This window comes from Parabacteroides faecalis, from assembly GCF_022809355.1.
Classification (GTDB): Bacteria; Bacteroidota; Bacteroidia; order Bacteroidales; family Tannerellaceae; genus Parabacteroides; species Parabacteroides faecalis.
Map to the genome: position 1 here is coordinate 19296 of NZ_JAKZMM010000013.1, position 18754 is coordinate 38049.

The following is an 18754-nucleotide window of genomic DNA, read 5'->3' on the forward strand; positions in this document are numbered from 1 at the left end:
GATATGCTGAATAAAATTATACATTATTCATTGCACAACCGGCTCGTCGTTTTGGTGTGTGCCGTGTTGTTGCTGATAGGCGGAACTTATACAGCCTATCATACGGATGTGGATGTCTTTCCGGATCTGACAGCGCCTACAGTCGTTGTTATGACGGAAGCAAATGGAATGGCACCGGAAGAAGTAGAGCGTCTGGTTACTTTTCCGGTAGAAACAGCTGTCAACGGAGCTACACATGTACGTCGGGTCCGTTCTTCTTCAACAACGGGTTTCTCGGTTGTCTGGGTGGAATTCGACTGGGGAACGGATATTTATCTGGCCCGTCAGATTGTATCGGAGAAGTTGGCAATTGTAACGGATGATCTTCCTCAGAATGTGGGTCGCCCGACAATGGGACCGCAGTCTTCTATCTTGGGAGAAATGATGATTATCGGATTGACTTCGGATACGACTTCTTTACTTGATGTACGGACCATGGCCGACTGGACCATTCGTCCGCGACTCCTTTCTACCGGAGGTGTTGCCCAGGTAGCTGTTATCGGTGGTGACATCAAGGAATATCAGATCTTATTGGATCCGGCACGGATGAAACATTATAGCGTCGGTCTGGATCAGGTCTTATTGGTTTGTCGCCAGATGAATCAGAATGCCAACGGTGGTGTCTTGTATGAATATTCCAATGAATATATTATACGTGGAGTCTTGACGACAACGAAAGCCGAAGAGCTGGCAAAAGGAGTGGTGGCCATGACACCGGATAATACTCCGATTCTCCTGGAAGATATTGCGACGGTAAAAATCGGCGGTAAACAACCGAAGTTGGGTCTGGCTTCCGAACGGACTAAACCAGCCGTTCTGATCACGGTAACCAAACAGCCGAATACCAGTACCATTGAACTGACGGAGAAACTGGATGCTGTGATGGCGGATTTACAGAAGAATTTGCCGAGTGATGTACATGTCTCAACAGATATTTTCCGTCAGAGCCGTTTCATTGATAGCTCGATTAATAATGTCAAGAACAGTTTGTTTGAGGGAAGTTTCTTCGTGATCATCGTCCTCTTCCTTTTCCTGATGAATGTGCGTACAACGGTAATCTCGCTGGTAGCTTTGCCGCTTTCGTTGCTGGTTTCTATTCTGACGTTGCATTACCTCGGATTAACCATCAATACGATGAGTTTGGGTGGTATGGCAATTGCCATCGGTTCATTGGTAGACGACGCGATTGTGGATGTGGAGAATGTATATAAGCGATTACGCCAGAATCGGTTATTACCAGTAGAACAACAGCGCCCGACGAAAGATGTTGTCTTTGATGCTTCGCGGGAAGTACGTATGCCGATCCTGAATTCAACTTTGATCATTGTGGTGAGCTTTGTTCCCTTGTTCTTCCTGACGGGAATGGAAGGTCGTATGCTGGTTCCGCTGGGAATTGCTTTTATCGTAGCTTTGTTTGCTTCGACGGTGGTAGCCTTGACATTGACTCCGGTTTTATGCAGTTATTTGTTGGATCGGAAAGGAGAGAAACCAACTCAAGATGCTTGGGTTGCGAGAAAGCTGCGTGGTGTATATGAGAAGGCTTTGCTTTTCTCCATTCATCATAAACAGGCCGTTTTGGGTTCTACCATAGTTGTATTTGTCGTTGCTTTAGGATTATTCTTTACATTGGGGCGCAGCTTCTTGCCTCCATTTAATGAGGGATCATTTACGATTAATGTCAGTTCATTGCCGGGTATTTCCTTGGAAGAGTCAGATAAGATCGGGCGTCGGGCAGAAGAATTACTGTTGCAGGTACCGGAAATCCAGACGGTGGCCCGCAAGACCGGACGTGCTGAGTTGGATGAACATGCCTTAGGCGTGAATGTCAGTGAGATTGAAGCTCCGTTTGAGTTGAAGGACCGTTCGAGAGCTGAAGTAACGAATGATGTCCGTGAGAAGTTATCGACTATCTCGGGAGCAAATATTGAGATTGGTCAGCCGATATCTCATCGTATTGACGCGATGCTTTCGGGTACGGAAGCGAATATCGCCATCAAGTTGTTCGGAACGGATCTGAACCGGATGTTCCAGATCGGAAATCAGATTAAGGATGCGGTGAAGGGAATTGAAGGATTGGTGGACCTGAAAGTAGAACAACAGATCGAACGCCCGCAGCTGACGATTACACCGAAGCGTGATATCTTGGCTAAGTTCGGTATTCCGCTGCCGGAGTTCCAGGAATATGTGAATGTCATGCTTGGCGGCGAAGTAGTCAGCCAGGTATATGATGACGGAAAGACTTTCGACTTGACGGTCAAGACTTCCGACGAGAGTAGGGCGACGATGGACGATATCCGCAATCTGATGATCGATGCCAACGGTACTAAAGTGCCCTTGAGTTATGTGGCCGAGATCCGTTCGGCTGCCGGACCGAATACGATCAACCGCGAGAATGTACGCCGGAAGATTGTAATCAGTGCCAATGTTTCGGAGCGAGACTTGCGTGGCGTGGTAAATGATATCCAGCAGGCGGTGAATGAAAAGATTGTTCTTCCCGAAGGTTATCATATCGAGTACGGCGGACAGTTTGAGAGCGAACAGGCGGCTAGTCGTACTTTGTTGCTTACTTCGCTGATGTCATTGCTCGTTATCTTCCTTTTATTATATCATGAGTTCAAAGATGCCCGCGAGAGTGGCGTGGTGATGATCAATCTGCCGTTGGCTTTGATTGGTGGCGTGTTTATCTTGTGCCTGACTTCGGGCGAGATCAGTATTCCGGCGATTATTGGGTTTATTTCCCTCTTCGGAATCGCGACGCGCAATGGTATGTTGTTAATCAGTCATTATACACAGTTGCGAAGCGAAGGCATGGCGTTGCAGCAAGCCGTTGTGCAAGGTTCGCTGGATCGTCTGAACCCGATTCTGATGACGGCTTTGAGTTCGGCGTTGGCGCTGATTCCGTTGGCAGTGAACGGCGATCTGCCCGGTAATGAAATCCAAAGTCCGATGGCGACGGTCATCTTGGGAGGATTGCTTTCTTCTACCTTCCTCAACGGGTTTATCATTCCAATCATTTATCTACTTATGAATAAAGAGGAGAAACAGACATGCTAAGAAAACAGCTATTTACAATCGCTTTATGCTTCGGCTTCTCGGTAGCCTTCTCGCAAGAAGTTTGCCGGCCGCAGACAATGGATGAACTGCTCCAGTTGATCGAGCAGAATAATAAGGACTTGAAGGCGGGGGCTTCGCAGACGGAAGCCTTCAAATGGCAGGCACGGACCGAGAATAATTTGCCCGACCCCGAAGTAACGTATTCGCATCTGTGGGGAAACAAGGAAGGCATGGGTTTCACGGGCGAGTTCATTGCCAGTCAGTCGTTCAACTTCCCGACGCTTTATGCCCAGCGCAACAAACTGAACGAATCGCGTTTCCGTTCGTTCGATGCTCAGTATGCCGTTTCGCGCCAGCAGATTCTGTTGCAGGCACAGCAGGCTTGCCTCGACTTGATCTATCTGAATCAGTTGCAGACTTTGTTGGATGAACGCTTGGCTAACGCCGAGGTCTTGAGCCGTTTCTATGCTTCACAGCTGGAAAAGGGATCGACCAATATTATCGAAACGAATAAAATCGACCTGGAGTTGTTGAATGCCCGCAATGAGGCACGGCAGAATGAGGCGGCACGCCAGGCGAAACTGGAAGAGTTGACTGCCTTGAACGGTGGCGTTCCGGTGGCATTTGCCGATACAGTTTATCGGTCAGCTTGGGAATATCCGTCCGATTTCGAAGCTTTCCGGGTAGAAGCCTTGGCTTCATTGCCCGAAATGCAGGCGTTGCAAAGCGATCAGGCAGCGGCATCGCGTTCGGTGGCGGTTAGCAAACAACAATGGTTGCCCAACTTGACATTAGGATATCGAATGAATCCTTCGAGTGGGGGCGACCGTTATAACGGTGTGATGGTGGGTATCTCGATCCCCCTTTTCTCCAACCGAGGGAAAGTGAAGCAAGCCAAGGCCGAACGTTTCTATGCCGAAACCAAGGTACAGAGTTTTACGGATACCGAGACGGCGGCTTTGCGCCAAGTGTGGGTGCAGGCAGGGAAACTGAAGGCGTCGGCCGACGAATACGCTTCGGTGTTGCGGCAGCAGAATAATATCGCGTTGCTGAACAAGGCGATCCAGGCCGGGCAGATTTCGATGATCGAATACTTCGTCAACGTAACGACTTTCTATCAAAGTATGCAGAATTATCTGCAGTTGCAGAATGAATATCAGAAAGCGATGGCGCAGCTCTATCGCTTCCGTTTATAACCGGGAAAATCGGAGAAAAGCTCTGTCGCTTCGGCTGACAGGGCTTTTTTTCTGTCTTTTTTATTTTTCTGATGCAGTATTTGTGCTTTCTTCGCATTCTGTAGATAAAAGATTTCGGAAAGATGAGCGAACAGGAGTTGGCTGAAGGTTGTAAAAAAGGAGACAACCGGGCGCGCAAGGAGCTGTATGAGCTTTTTGCCCAGCCGATGCTATGCCTTTGTTTTCGCTACGTCGCCGATTTGGAACAGGCGCAAGACTTGCTGCACGACGGTTTCCTGAAAGTCTTTTCGTCGATTTCTTCCTATACAAACCAGGGAGAAGGCAGCCTGCGGGCGTGGATGAGTCGGGTATTTACCAATCTGGCGTTGGGTTTTCTGCGAGCTAATAAATTATTGCCTTCGCTGGTCCCGTTGGAAACGATAGCGGATACCGTGGACGAAACAGAAGAACCAGATGCCAACCGACTGCCTATCGACGTATTGATGCGCCTTGTGGCGGAACTTCCGCCGGGTTATCGCACGGTATTTAATCTTTATGTGTTTGAGGAGTGGTCGCACAAAGAGATTGCCGCTTATTTGCATATACAGGAGAAGTCATCGGCCTCGCAACTTAATCGGGCGCGTAAAATGCTGATGGAACGAGTAAGAAACTATCTAAAATCAACAGAATAATGGAAGAAAAGCAGCATGACATCATCGAAGTCTGTCGCAGGCGGAAAGAAGAATTCCGGCTTCCATTGCCTGTGGACGGATGGGAACGCCTCGAAGCCGATCTGAAAGAACTGGAGAAACCGGCGCGCCGTCGGTCTGTCTGGTGGCGTTGGCTGGCGGCAGCAGCGTTGTTGGCAGGAATTACTTTCTCCGGTTGGTGGCTGTGGCAAATGCCGGAGGTTGAACCGTTGCCGGAAGAAGTCGTGACAGAATCCGTTCCCGAAGAGGTCCGTCCGGTTATTCCCGAGGTGGAAGTCTTGCCTTTGGCGTATCTTTCCGTATCGGAAGAAGAATTTCCATTGCATTCTGTCGCTATTCCGGAAGAAAAGACAGAATCTATTTCTGAAGAACCGGAGATTGTTTCATCATCCGAGGAAACTGAAGAGACAGAAGAAGCTATGCCGGAAACATCGGTCTGGACATTGCCTGAAGAAGAACAACCCCGTCGCCGCAAAGGAAGCTGGTCGTTTGGTTTGGCAGCCGGTGGAAGCGGGGCGATGAACCTTTCGTTGGCTTCGGCAGACAATGATTATGTGGCACAAGATCCTACGCAACCGGGAGGAGATGGCAGTTATGGAGACGGCGATGAGGATAAACCGGAAGAAGACTTGCAAACCCGCGGATTGTCGGCCGTATCAGGTATACGAGAGCCGTCGTTTGATTATCATCATCGCTTGCCGATCTCGTTTGGCTTGTCGGCACGTTATGCTTGGAAACCGGATTTAGGCATAGAAACGGGGCTGACATACACTTGGCTTTATTCGTCGTTACGTTCGGGAAGCTACCGGACGGGTGAACAATCATTGCATTATTTAGGAATACCTCTCAAGCTGAATTGGACATTCTGGCGGAAAGACAATCTGTCGTTCTATCTCTCTGGTGGTGGGTTGCAGGAATATTGTGTATCGGCACGGAGGCAATTCATCGGCGAATCGTCCTATTCATTACCCGTCAACCGTTGGCAGACTTCGATACAGGGCGGATTAGGATTCCAGATTCAGGTATATAAATCAGTCTCCATTTATCTGGAACCCAATTTTGGTTATTACTTCGATATGTTGGGAACCAGTCAGGTGGAAACGTACCGGACCGAGAATCCATTGAATATCGGACTACAAATCGGTGTCAGGTTTGGCAAATAATCCCGAAAAGTATTACTTTTGCAGGTAATTATAAGTTAAACTAAAAACGACAAATATGAGTGAATTGAAGCAAATCGCAGCAATGCCGTGGGAAGACCGCCCCGAAGGTTGCACTGACGTGATGTGGCGTTATTCAAAGAATCCGGTGATCGGACGTTATCACATCCCGACATCCAACAGTATCTTCAACAGCGCCGTTGTTCCGTTCAAGGATGGGTATGCCGGAGTGTTCCGTTGCGACAACAAAGCTGTACAGATGAATATCTTTGCCGGCTTCAGTAAAGACGGTATTAACTGGGAAATCAATCATGAACCGATCCAGTTTAAAGCCGGAAATACGGATATGATTGAATCAGAATATAAATATGATCCGCGTGTTGCCTGGATTGAAGACCGTTATTGGATTACCTGGTGTAATGGTTATCACGGACCAACCATCGGTATTGCTTATACCTTCGACTTTCAGGAATTTTTCCAGTGCGAGAATGCTTTCTTGCCATTCAACCGTAACGGTGTGTTGTTCCCGCAGAAGATTAACGGTAAATATGCCATGTTGAGTCGTCCGAGCGATAATGGTCATACTCCGTTTGGTGATATTTACATCAGCTACAGTCCGGATATGAAATACTGGGGCGAACACCGTTGTGTGATGAAAGTAACTCCTTTCCCGGAAAGTGCTTGGCAGTGCCTGAAGATCGGTGCCGGATCTGTTCCGTTTATGACAGAAGCTGGCTGGTTGATGTTCTACCACGGCGTTATCCAGACTTGCAACGGTTACCGTTATTCGATGGGTGCAGTTATCTTGGATAAAGAGAATCCGGAAAAGGTACTGTATCGTACGCGCGATTATATCCTGGCTCCGGCAGCTCCTTATGAATTACAGGGCGATGTGCCTAATGTTGTATTCCCATGTGCCGCTTTGCAGGATGGCAAACGTGTAGCTGTCTATTATGGTGCAGCTGATACAGTTGTTTGTATGGCATTCGGTTATATCGACGAAATTATCGAATTTGTAAAGACTCATTCAATCGTTTAATTGAATCCTGAAAAAGCCGGCGTATTTTCATCAAAATACGCCGGCTTTTTATAAAAATACGCCAGCTTTTCTTTCAAATCTAACGTATATCAAAAATGATTCCCTTGAGGATTGAAAATGATCCTCGTTTATTTTGTCGGGAGGCTTTATTCAATTGCCATTTCTTCCCATTTCCCGTTCACTAATTCACAAGTTGCTCTGAATCCTTTTGCTTTGAGGAGTTCGAAAGCTTCCTCGCGACCGTCGTTGACAAGATCCGGATAATGGCTGTCTGAATTGACCATGATTGGAATATGACGTTCACGGATGGCATCCAGGAACTTTTCGTGCGGATAAATTTCCCCTTTCTTCTTCAGGTTTTTCGTATTGATTTCGGCCATCAGTCCTTTCTCGGCAATCAAATCCAGATAGGCAAACAGTTCTTTGGTGTACCAGTCCGCATCCAGCGAGAAACCTGTGTATCGTTGTCCGTTCATGTAGATTTTATCGAGGTGGCCAACAATGTCGATGCCTCCGGCCTCTACCATCGCACAAGAAGAATCGTAGTAATGCTTGACCAGCTTACGGATATCACCTTCGTAATACTGATCGACGCCACGGGCAAAGTCACTGAAAGCCCCGTCGATACACATCATGTTCTCTTCTGCCAGCGGATAGGCGATGGGGAGGAAATGAATGGAGCCGATCCGATAATCCAGTGGCAGACTCGTAAAATAATCGATCGACGCGTTATAGGTCTTATCCAGGTAATCAATTTCCAGTCCGGTATAAATTTCCAGTTGTCCGGCATATTTCTTTTTGAGCCGATCAATTTCTTCCAGATATTCATTCATGTCTTCTTTAGACATGTTCCAGAAGGTTTCGAAGGGCAGGGGAGAATGAGAGGAAAACCCGTAAGCTCGAAATTGATGCTGAATGGCGAATTTGACAAAGTCTTCCGGGAAACTTCTTCCATCGCAGAAGTTACAATGGCTATGATAATTGCTAAGTTGCATAAGTTGTTTTATCTTTATTGCTTTTGTTCTGTAAAGTTAATAGTTTTATGCGAGTTACGGAGCAGGATTGCCTGCTTTTCTTCGTCTGGAATCAATCTACGCGCATCAGGTGATAATAGGCCGGTTTGATCTTTTCTTCCGCTTCTTGGTAAAGGCGGTTTATGGCTTCCACATCCAGCCCTTTTTCTTCCCATTCAGCCTGATGGCGGGCGAACAGATCATAGATTTCGTTCCATACGGGCGTTAATGTTTGAATGTAACCTGTGCCTTGGGCATTCCAAAGTTCAGACCAGTGAATGTATTTCTGTCCGTTGCCCCGATGGATGGGATAGGCCTGTGTTTTCAGCAGGGTAGCAAAGTAACACAAGGGAGCCGTTTTGAATTGCGGACTATACAACACCAGTTCCGGCTGTTGTTCACCTAACTTCACCCAAAGAGGCAAAGCAATGGCTGTAGGCGGATAACCCAATTCGGTCCACATCGTTGTCAGTTCCGGATTCATTCCTTTCTTTACCCCTTGGATCACGATTGATGCCGTACTTTCGAATCGGGGAATCAAATCCTGTTCGAGTTGCCATTCCGTGTTCTTCTCCTCTTTCATGTCTTTTCGGAACAAGCTATGATAAAATGAATGGGATACTTCTTGGAAGATTGAGCGAGGAGTCAGTCCTTGCGGATAGATATCGGCGAAAATCTTTTTGGCACTTTCATAACGGATATAGCCGTACCCTTCATCTTTTCTGCCTTCAAAGGAGAAATTCGTGTAGACAAGATACCCGTCGGGTGCCAGATTCGGATCATTTACATCCTTTTTATAGTAGCTTGTGTTGTTTGTCTCATAATAAGCTGCTCCGCCATAGGCATCAATGATGCCAAAATTAGCCTCTACTCGCATCGGACGAGATAGGGTATCGAGAAAATGTTCGAAATCCTGTTGATTCTTACATATTTCCAATGCACGTCGCATCAGGCGACCTTCATGATCCATTTCCTGTACATCGTCGTCTTTCAGATTGAAAGATGCGGTATTCATGATCGCAAATCCGGCTTCATTAACGCCTGTCCAGATATCATAATCCGTCGAATCGCTGTTTGCCAGCCCGAGGAAATTATATTTTTCTCCCTTTTCAAATGTAATATGATTATAACGTGTTCCCGTATCGCGATGCTTCCACATCAGCGGACGGCCATCGGGTGTCGCTTTCCCGGAAACAATCACGGAGGTACAGGCATTACCTGCTTCGTGAAGCAGCAAACCTCCCAAAAAGAGGTAGACAAATAGAATTCTTTTCATTGTATATCGTTTATCAGGAACAAAGTTATTCAAATGCTTTGAATTATTTATGTATGAGGCTGATTAATTATTGAAGGGAAGTGGTTGAATAAAAAATCTCCGATATTGTGAGTACCGGAGATTCTTTTGTATGATTCGTGAAGTTGTATCAAGAAGACTGGCTGGCACCGCCCATGATGTCGAGCAATTCGTTGGTAATGGCCTGCTGACGAGTCTTGTTGTACTGCAAGGTAAGTTGACGGATCAACTCATTGGCATTATCGTTGGCCGTTTGCATAGCCATCATACGAGCCGCATGTTCGGAAGTGGTCGTATCAAGCAAAGTTGTATAAATTTGCAGATCCAACATCTTCGGGAACAATAGCTGTTGTAATTCATAAACCGAAGGCTCCAGAATATAATCTGTTGCATACGCTGTATTGTCAACAGACTTTGTCTCTTCCTGAATAGATAGCGGGAGATATATTTTATGCGTCAGGATTTGCTGTACCATGTTTTTGAAGTGATGGTATAACAAGTCTATCTGATCAACTTGCTTGCTGATGTATAACTCCCGTAACCGTGCTGCCAGCTTGGCAACCTTTTCATATTCCAGGTTATCAGCGATGGAAATAAACTCATCATGATAATCATATCCTGCCTTTTGCAGTTCTTTGGCTATTTTTTTACCCACAGGATAAAATTCAATATGAACTTGCTGGGCTTTATACGACTGGATTAACTCTTCTAACGACTTCCAAACATTGGCGTTGAAACTACCGCACAAGCCCGTATTGGAAGAACAAACCACGATGGCTACGTTCTTAACCTCACGCCGGACTGTATAAGGTGAATCGAATTCTTGTTCGGCAGCCAGCAGACTTTGCAGAATATCCGTCAGCTGCTCAGCGTAAGCCAGTGTCCGTTCGGTCGCAGCTTGCGTATGATGCAGTTTGGCTGAAGCTACCATTTTCATGGCAGCTGTAATCTTCTGCGTACTCTGGATCGAATTAATCCGATTTTTAATCTCTTTCAATGAGGCCATAGTCGTCTGTTATTTTTTATAAGAAGCTGCTATTTGTTTGGCAGTTTCTTCCAGTATCGTTGTAATTTCATCATTGATTGTACCTTTCTTCAGTACATCCAGTACGTCACGTTGATGGTTTACCTGCAGTGACTCTAAGAATGAATTCTCAAACTCATGTACTTTATTCAACGGTACATCACGCAACAGTCCTTTTGTTGCGCAGTATAAGATGGCAATCTGCTTCTCGACAGGCATCGGGCTGTATTGAGGCTGGATCAACAGCTGGGTATTCTTCTGTCCCTTATCGATAGTAAAGGCAGTAACCGGGTCCATTTCTCCGCCGAACTTGGCAAATGATTCCAGTTCACGGAACTGAGCCTGGTCGATCTTTAACGTACCAGCTACTTTCTTCATCGCCTTCAACTGGGCATTACCACCTACACGAGAAACGGAAATACCTACGTTGATAGCCGGACGGTTACCTTGGTTGAAAAGGTTTGTCTCCAAGAAAATCTGACCATCGGTAATAGAAATCACATTAGTCGGAATGTAGGCAGAAACATCACCGGCCTGAGTCTCGATGATTGGCAGTGCAGTTAATGAACCACCACCTTTAACGCGAGATTTCATGCTGTCGGGCAGGTCGTTCATCTGGCAAGCTACTTCCTGCTGGTTGATGATACGGGCTGCACGCTCCAGCAAACGGGAGTGCAGATAGAAGATATCACCCGGATAAGCTTCACGACCCGAAGGACGACGTAAGATCAGAGAAACTTCACGATAGGCAACAGCTTGTTTCGACAAGTCATCATATACAACCAAGGCGTGACGACCGCTGTCACGGAAATATTCTCCGATCGCTGCACCGGCAAAAGGAGCGAAATACTGCATGGCTGCCGGGTCAGAAGCCGTTGCACTTACAACAATGGTATAATCCATCGCGCCTTTCTCTTGCAGGGTATTGACAAGAGCTGCAACAGTAGAACCCTTTTGACCAATTGCTACATAAATACAATATACTGGATTTCCGGCTTCATAGGCTGTCCGTTGATTGATAATGGTATCAATGGCAATTGCAGTCTTTCCTGTCTGACGGTCGCCGATGATCAACTCACGCTGTCCACGACCAATCGGGATCATCGCATCAATGGCTTTGATACCTGTTTGTAAAGGCTCATTTACCGGCTGGCGGAAGATAACACCTGGAGCTTTTCTTTCCAATGGCATCTCGCAAGTTTCGCCAGTGATTTCACCTTTACCGTCGATCGGATTTCCCAGAGGGTCAATCACACGTCCGATCAAATTCTCATTTACATTGATAGAAGCAATTCGGCCTGTACGTGTAACTGTATCACCTTCCTTAATCAGATCGGTAGGACCTAACAACACGGCACCGACATTATCTTCTTCCAAGTTCATGACAATGGCTTCCATTCCATTGTCAAAGCGGAGCAATTCATTGGCTTCGGCATTGTCCAATCCATAGATACGGACTACACCGTCGCTTACTTGCAATACGGTACCAACTTCTTCCAGTTGGATACTCGTATTGATTCCTTCCAGTTCTTTCCGAAGGATATCTGAAACTTCGCTGATTTTTATCTGGTCTGTCATATTCAGTTTTATTTTCTTTGCAGTAACTGCTCACGGATGTGTTTCAACTGAGATGCATAACTTGCATCCAGACGATAATTTCCGATTTGTAAGCAGAAACCACCAATTAGTTCCGGTTTCACTTCTCCAGAAAACTCGATAATATTTCCGGTTTCCTGCTGAAGCTTCTCTATTAAATGCTTTTGCGTATTTTCCTGAATAGGAGTCGCCGCACTGAATCGAATTCGAGTAATTTTCTTTTCCTTCCGGTACAGATAAATAAAGATGTATGTAATGAAAGGTAAACAACTTTCGCGTTTATGGCTCAGTACCATGTGGATGAATCGGCGATATAATTCACAAACTTCTATTCCACCAGCATGGATCAACAACTTTTCTTTATCTGCAGCAGAAACAATCGGATTTTGTAATGTCTCTTTCAATTCAGGAACGAGCAAAAAACTCTGTTTAAGCATTTTCATATCGTTATATACACGGGTTTCTTCATTCTTCTCTTTTGCCAGAGAAAACAAAGCTCGTGCATATCTGGATGAAATAGTTCCTAAATCCATAACTTACGATTTATTGAATGACATCTCATCAAGCAGCTTATTGATGATCTCTTCCTGGCTGTTATCCCGATTGATTTTCTCTTTCATGACTTTCTCAGCAATGGCAATAGACAAATCTGTGATTTCCTTGCGGACTTCGCGGATTGCTTTTTCTTTTTCTTCGCGAATCTGACGTGTTGCCTCTTCCATTTGCCGATGAGTCTCAGCAGCAGCCTTCTGGTGAGCTTCTTCAATAATATGTTCTTTTTCTTTCAAAGCCTCTTTTAGAATGGCATTCTGTTTTTCTTTCGCTTCTGATATGATTCTTTCTCCTTCTTCTTTGATATTGGCCAACTGTTCATTGGCTTGGCGAGCTGTATTCAGCGATTCCTCGATAAAGGCTTTCCGGTCTTCAATCGCTTTCACGATCACCGGAAAACCATATTTGGAAAGAATGATCAAAACAATACCGAACGAAAGAATCATCCAGAACAGAAGTCCTGAATCCGGTGTTAGTAATGACATATTCTATACTTTTGGCTTATTGGAATAATCCGAGGAAACAAACAACGATAGCAAACAATGCTACACCTTCAATCAAAGCACCCATGATCAACATTGAAGTACGGATATCGCCTGCTGCAGACGGTTGGCGACCGATTGCTTCTACGGCACCTTTACCGATTAGACCAATACCAATACCTGCTCCGATTACTGCCAGACCGGCACCCATTGTTGCACCTAATTTTGCTACACCTGCTGCAGCTGCCTGTAATAAAATAGTTGATAACATACGTCTTTAGTTTTTTAATTTATAACCTAATTATTTATTCACTCGTTAAAATGTCAATTCAATCTCTATAGGGTTGAATTGGCTGGATTAATCTTTTATTCGTGCCATACCTATGTAGCTGGCCGATAAAAGTGTAAAGATATAAGCTTGCAAACAAGCTACGAATAGTTCAAGGCAGTTCATAAAAATACAGAAAACGACTGACACAACCGTCATACTGTAATTAATGATAACGCCCATAGAAGCAGTGATGAAAATCAAACAAGTTAATGCCAAAATAATGGTATGACCTGCCATGATATTGGCAAACAAACGGATCATCAAGGCAAACGGTTTGGTGAATACTCCGAAGAACTCAACAAATGGCATGATGGGTAACGGACATTTCAGGTAAATAGGCGTATTAGGCCAGAAAATGTCTTTCCAATAAGCTTTTGTACCGAAAACATTAACTGCTATGAATGTACAAACTGCCAATACCATCGTGATGGTAATGTTGCCTGTCAAGTTTGCTCCACCAGGAAATATTGGGATAATACCCAGTAGGTTATTGATCAGAATGAAGAAGAATACAGTCAATAAGTAGGGAGAAAAGAATCGATAAGATTCACCTACGTTTTTTTTGATTACATCTTCATAAATGTATGTAATAACCATTTCTATAAGCCCGAAAAATCCTCCCGGAGCTTTACCCGGATGTTTCTTATACCATTGAGCTGTTTTTAGGATAAGGATTGACAACAAGGTACAGCTTAGAAGCAGTCCGCATACATTCTTTGTCATGGAGAAATCCAACGGACGAACAACTTCGCCAGATGATAATGTCTCCACTATCTTTCCTGCATAATCTCCTTCCTGAGCTATGGAGAATCCTTGATAGTTTTCTCCTTCATGGAGACGGGATGATAGAAAAACATGCCAACCATTTTCTTGACTCTTAACGATGACAGGTAGCGGAATTGAGATCTCATGATCTCCCCATTCTGTGATATGCCATGTGTAAGCATCCTGAATATGCGAGAATACAACTTCTTGCACATTCAATTCTTCTTCTGCAGCTCTTAGTTGAAAACTAACTAACAACAAGCAGATAGATAATAGCCATTTAAAATGTTTATAGTTTATTCTGTTCATCTTGTTCCTTTTTTTCTCTTTTCATTCTTTTCTTTTCATACAAATAAATAGTGTATGTTTCCAAAGTCAAATAAATGAAGTAGAATAACATAAGAGTGAATCCGAACGTGCGTAATTGAGTTCCTACCCAATTGGCGTACATCCATAAGAAGATACAAGCCATCAAAAACTTGCAACATCGAACGAGCATGAATGTCGTCACAGACACATCGCCGTTTTTCCGTTTCACTTTGTCAAGAAAGAATACCATAGCTAATGCCATGATCCAATAAAAAAGTGGTATAGATGGATACCATTCAAAATAATGGTCAGGCCAAATCGTATAAAGAAGTCCGCCTAATGTGACTCCAATAGCTACATTAATAAATGTAATAAGACCGAAAAGCTTTATTTTTAATCTTCCACTCATGATTTGAATTATTTTTCCACACAAGCTGTGAGTATATCATTCTCTATCTTGACAAATCCACTACCTATGGATTGTTCGTATTTTGTCCCATTTACAAGATACCGAATGGTCCCTTTCTGCAGTGCTGTTATTAAAGGAGCGTGATGAGGCAGCACATCAAAAGAACCATTGATTCCCGGAAATGTAACCGACTCAGATTCTCCTTCAAATAAGACTTTTTCAGGGGTGATAATTCTAACTTTCATTTTCTTTACTTCGCTTGTTGAGCCAAACGTTTACCTTTTTCAATTACATCTTCAATGGTTCCAACATTCAAGAATGCCTGTTCGGGAATATCATCCGTTTCACCATCCATAATCATGTTGAAGCCTCGAATTGTATCTTCAATAGAAACCATTACACCCGGAACTCCGGTAAACTGTTCAGCAACGGTAAAGGGCTGGGAGAGGAATCGCTGTACACGACGGGCCCGATTGACAATTTGCCGGTCTTCATCGGAGAGTTCTTCCATACCCAAAATGGAAATAATATCTTGTAATTCTTTATTACGTTCCAAGATTTGCTTTACGCGTTGAGCACATTCGTAATGTTCTTTACCTACTACTAATGGATCCAGAATACGGGAAGTTGACTCCAATGGATCAACAGCCGGGTAGATACCTAATTCTGTAATCTTTCTACTAAGTACGGTTGTAGCATCCAAGTGAGTGAATGTAGTTGCCGGAGCTGGGTCTGTCAAGTCGTCGGCAGGTACATAGACTGCTTGTACGGATGTAATAGAACCTTTCTTGGTAGAAGTGATTCGTTCCTGCATAGCACCCATTTCGGTTGCCAGTGTCGGTTGATAACCTACAGCCGAAGGCATTCGTCCTAACAAGGCTGAAACTTCAGAACCCGCCTGCGTGAATCGGAAGATATTATCAATGAAGAACAGAATATCTTTAGCTTCTCCTTCTTTTGATAAATCACGGAATGATTCGGCAATGGTCAGTCCTGACAAAGCAACGGAAGAACGTGCTCCAGGAGGTTCATTCATCTGTCCGAACACAAGTGTCGCTTGGGATTTGGCTAATTCGTTATGATCTATTTTGGATAGATCCCAATTTCCAGCTTCCATGCTTTTCTTGAACTCTTCTCCGTAACGGATAACTCCTGATTGGATCATCTCACGCAGTAAGTCATTTCCTTCACGTGTTCGTTCTCCAACACCGGCGAAAACAGAGAAACCGTTATTCTTCTTGGCGATGTTGTTGATCAGCTCCATGATCAATACTGTTTTTCCAACACCAGCACCACCAAACAAACCGATTTTTCCACCCTTTAAATAAGGCTCCAACAAGTCAATAACTTTGATTCCTGTGTAAAGAACTTCTTTACTTGTCGTTAATTCTTCAAATTTAGGTGGCTCCCGATGGATGGGAAATGCTCCTTTGTGATCAAGTTCTTCCATTCCATCGATTGCATTTCCTGTGACGTTAAGCAGACGTCCTTTTACTTGATCGCCTACTGGCATTGTGATAGGTGAACCTAATGCAATGACTTCCATCCCTCTTTTTAAACCATCTGTTGAATCCATGGCTACTGTACGAACGGTATTTTCACCTATGTGTTGTTGTACTTCAACAATAAGCTTTTTCCCGTTGGGGCGAGTTATTTCCATGGCGTCGTGGATATGAGGGAGTACGATGGGTGTATCCGACGTTTTGTCGAAATGAACGTCCACGACTGGACCGATAACCTGTAAAATAAAACCTTTTATTTCTCCCATTAGAATTTTGCCTTTAAATTACGGTTGCAATATTACAAAAGATCTAGTTTTGTTTTTCGTTTGAGCTATTTTTTTTGTCTTTTTGTAATATGTTAAACATTCTACATGACGTATTTGAAGAAAAATAGACTAATTCTTTTTGAAAATAAACCAATTTGTGTGTTTTTGCTATTAATGAGTAAGTGCCGGAATTATAAGCTATCATCCAGTTTTTAGCTCGTTTTAGGTGGGAAAATGAGGGAAATGTTTTGGTTTGTTAAATGAATAGAAACGAATTTGCCTTTGTTTGATTGATTTTTCAGAAAAGACTTTTTGTTGTTACTATGGACTTGTGATTTGCAAGTTATAAATAAAGAATGTACTTTTGGCGATAATAAATAGCTATGTATTAAGATGAGTGTCGTTATTGGAATTGACGTCGGAGGAAGTACAACGAAAGTTGTAGGTATAAGGAACAAGCAGATTTGTAATCCTCTGTTTGTTCGTGCAACAGATCCGGTTGCCTCTTTGTTTGGTGCATTAGGTAAATATTTGTATGATAATAATATTCCTTTAAGTAAGGTCGAGAAAATTATATTGACGGGTGTTGGAAGTGCTTATATTTCTCAACCGTTGTATGGTTTGCCAACAGCGCGAGTAGATGAGTTTCTAGCCAATGGTTTGGGCGCACAATATATGACAAACTTGGATAAGCTGATTGTTGTCAGTATGGGAACAGGTACTTCTTTTGTCAAGGTTGACGGCAATGATGTGCAACATATCGGAGGTATAGGTATTGGTGGCGGAACCATTTTAGGTTTGTCCCGCTTGTTATTGAAGACACAAGATTTCAAGCAGATCATAGATTTGGCTCAACAAGGTTCTGTTTCGTCTATTGATTTGCAGATTCAAGATATTTGTAATCGTCCGTTACCTGGTTTGCCTTTAGATGCAACGGCCTCCATTTTTGGGAAGGCTGCTGCCAATGCTTCTCTGGAAGATATAGCCGCCGGAATTGTACACATGGTTTTGCAAAGCATAGGGCAAGCAGCTATTTTATCTTCTTTAAATTCGGATATTAATGATTTTGTATTAATCGGGAATCTGACACGTATGCCTCAATGTGCCGAGACATTTCCTAATCTGGAAAAGATGTTTGGGAAACGATTCCTTATTCCTAAATATGCCGAATACAGAACGGCTATCGGAGCTGCTTTGTCTTATATCAGAAATCATGCTTGTGATGATATTTAAATAATAAACTCGCTTATGGATTATGACTATCAACATAAGCGAGTTTATTATTAATGGTTAAATGTTCTGTTTATTAATCGAGTGTACGAATATCCATATTCCGGAACCAGATTAAAGCATCACCGTGTTTACCTTGTAATCCGATATATCCTTTCGTTGGAAGTTCGGCAAATGGTTTCGGAAGCCAACTTGGGATTTTACTACCATCCGGATTGACAGTTCCTGATGTCCATTTACTCATATCCATTTCTGTAACCAATTCTCCATTGAGTTCTACAGTAATGTGCTGACCTTCGCATTTGATACGCATGCGGTTCCATTCACCAGGACGTTTTACAACTCGATCTCTTTTAGCAGGAAGATGTCCATAAATAGCAGCTGAACGGGCATAAGGTTGATCATTAGCCCATTTTTCACAATAATCATCTGCAATCTGAATTTCTACAGAGTTTGGAATCCAGTCATTGATGTCGGTACAATACACTACAACACCGCTGTTTGTTCCTTCGTCTGTCTTAAATTCCAGATCCAATTCGAAGTTTTCGTATTGGGTCTTTGTCCAAATGGATTCATCCTTGGTAGCCGACAAGACTCCGTCTTTCATACTCCATACTTCAGGATTGTAGGTTGCGTCTTCCAGGTTGTTACCAAACAAAGGTTTCCATTTACCTTGTGTTTCTGCATTGGACGGCAGAAATGAGATACAGCATAAGCATGCTGCCATTAAAAACTTTTTCATAATGCTTAAATTGAAATTAGATTATATAAGTTGTTTCTACAGACCAAATGTAAGGAATAAAA

Annotated in this window: 18 protein-coding genes; 6 read left to right on the forward strand and 12 right to left on the reverse strand. The window is 43.8% G+C overall.

Annotated elements, in window-relative coordinates; translation table 11 throughout:
- Window positions 1-3: 3 nt before the first annotated feature.
- From MUN53_RS06735 to MUN53_RS06755, 5 genes are all read left to right on the forward strand, one after another.
- On the forward strand, window positions 4-3093 hold the full coding sequence (locus tag MUN53_RS06735; RefSeq protein WP_243324171.1) for an efflux RND transporter permease subunit: 3090 nt from the start codon (window positions 4-6) through the stop codon (window positions 3091-3093).
- The gene (locus MUN53_RS06740) at window positions 3087-4289 is read left to right on the forward strand and encodes a TolC family protein (RefSeq protein WP_243324175.1); all 1203 of its coding nucleotides are present in this window, start codon (window positions 3087-3089) and stop codon (window positions 4287-4289) included. The genes MUN53_RS06735 and MUN53_RS06740 overlap by 7 nt, the downstream gene beginning before the upstream one ends.
- A gap of 122 nt (window positions 4290-4411) precedes the next feature.
- Complete coding sequence (locus MUN53_RS06745) at window positions 4412-4960, forward strand: RNA polymerase sigma factor (protein WP_243324178.1); 549 nt, start codon at window positions 4412-4414, stop codon at window positions 4958-4960.
- On the forward strand, window positions 4960-6141 hold the full coding sequence (locus tag MUN53_RS06750; RefSeq protein WP_243324180.1) for an outer membrane beta-barrel protein: 1182 nt from the start codon (window positions 4960-4962) through the stop codon (window positions 6139-6141). Before MUN53_RS06745 ends, MUN53_RS06750 begins: the two co-directional genes overlap by 1 nt.
- 55 nt (window positions 6142-6196) lie before the next feature.
- Window positions 6197-7177 (forward strand): glycoside hydrolase family 130 protein, encoded by a 981-nt coding sequence (locus tag MUN53_RS06755; protein WP_243324181.1) that lies wholly within the window; start codon window positions 6197-6199, stop codon window positions 7175-7177.
- A gap of 146 nt (window positions 7178-7323) precedes the next feature.
- On the opposite strand, the gene MUN53_RS06760 is transcribed toward MUN53_RS06755, so the two are convergent.
- The 11 genes from MUN53_RS06760 to atpD all read right to left on the reverse strand — a co-directional run bounded on the left by MUN53_RS06760 (window position 7324) and on the right by atpD (window position 16720).
- On the reverse strand, window positions 7324-8172 hold the full coding sequence (locus MUN53_RS06760; RefSeq protein WP_243324184.1) for a histidinol-phosphatase: 849 nt from the start codon (window positions 8170-8172) through the stop codon (window positions 7324-7326).
- 91 nt (window positions 8173-8263) lie between these two features.
- Window positions 8264-9466: a C45 family peptidase gene (locus tag MUN53_RS06765; protein ID WP_243324186.1), complete on the reverse strand. Its 1203-nt coding sequence runs from the start codon at window positions 9464-9466 to the stop codon at window positions 8264-8266.
- A gap of 148 nt (window positions 9467-9614) precedes the next feature.
- Window positions 9615-10490 (reverse strand): F0F1 ATP synthase subunit gamma, encoded by an 876-nt coding sequence (locus MUN53_RS06770; RefSeq protein WP_022455921.1) that lies wholly within the window; start codon window positions 10488-10490, stop codon window positions 9615-9617.
- 9 nt (window positions 10491-10499) lie between these two features.
- Window positions 10500-12086, reverse strand: coding sequence for a F0F1 ATP synthase subunit alpha (gene atpA / locus MUN53_RS06775; protein WP_243324188.1), 1587 nt, complete (start codon window positions 12084-12086; stop codon window positions 10500-10502).
- An 8-nt stretch (window positions 12087-12094) separates the two neighbouring features.
- Window positions 12095-12637, reverse strand: a complete 543-nt coding sequence (locus MUN53_RS06780) for a F0F1 ATP synthase subunit delta (protein WP_243324190.1) — start codon at window positions 12635-12637, stop codon at window positions 12095-12097.
- A gap of 3 nt (window positions 12638-12640) precedes the next feature.
- Window positions 12641-13141 (reverse strand): F0F1 ATP synthase subunit B, encoded by a 501-nt coding sequence (atpF, locus tag MUN53_RS06785; protein WP_243324192.1) that lies wholly within the window; start codon window positions 13139-13141, stop codon window positions 12641-12643.
- 16 nt (window positions 13142-13157) lie between these two features.
- Window positions 13158-13409, reverse strand: a complete 252-nt coding sequence (gene atpE / locus MUN53_RS06790; RefSeq protein ID WP_243324194.1) for an ATP synthase F0 subunit C — start codon at window positions 13407-13409, stop codon at window positions 13158-13160.
- A gap of 87 nt (window positions 13410-13496) precedes the next feature.
- The gene (gene atpB, locus MUN53_RS06795; RefSeq protein ID WP_243324196.1) at window positions 13497-14543 is read right to left on the reverse strand and encodes a F0F1 ATP synthase subunit A; all 1047 of its coding nucleotides are present in this window, start codon (window positions 14541-14543) and stop codon (window positions 13497-13499) included.
- Window positions 14524-14952 carry a hypothetical protein gene (locus MUN53_RS06800; protein WP_243324198.1) on the reverse strand — a complete coding sequence of 143 codons (429 nt, stop codon included), beginning with the start codon at window positions 14950-14952 and terminating at the stop codon, window positions 14524-14526. The genes atpB and MUN53_RS06800 overlap by 20 nt, the downstream gene beginning before the upstream one ends.
- Before the next feature lie 8 nt (window positions 14953-14960).
- A complete protein-coding gene (locus MUN53_RS06805) occupies window positions 14961-15197 on the reverse strand; it encodes a F0F1 ATP synthase subunit epsilon (protein ID WP_022455914.1) in 237 nt (78 codons plus the stop codon).
- 5 nt (window positions 15198-15202) lie between these two features.
- Window positions 15203-16720: a F0F1 ATP synthase subunit beta gene (gene atpD / locus MUN53_RS06810; RefSeq protein WP_022455913.1), complete on the reverse strand. Its 1518-nt coding sequence runs from the start codon at window positions 16718-16720 to the stop codon at window positions 15203-15205.
- A 393-nt stretch (window positions 16721-17113) separates the two neighbouring features.
- On the opposite strand from atpD, the gene coaW reads away from it, so the two are divergent.
- A complete protein-coding gene (coaW, locus tag MUN53_RS06815; RefSeq protein ID WP_022455912.1) occupies window positions 17114-17953 on the forward strand; it encodes a type II pantothenate kinase in 840 nt (279 codons plus the stop codon).
- A 73-nt stretch (window positions 17954-18026) separates the two neighbouring features.
- Here coaW and MUN53_RS06820 read toward each other — a convergent pair whose 3' ends face one another.
- Complete coding sequence (locus MUN53_RS06820; protein WP_243324200.1) at window positions 18027-18692, reverse strand: 3-keto-disaccharide hydrolase; 666 nt, start codon at window positions 18690-18692, stop codon at window positions 18027-18029.
- Between the last annotated feature and the right edge of the window lie 62 nt (window positions 18693-18754).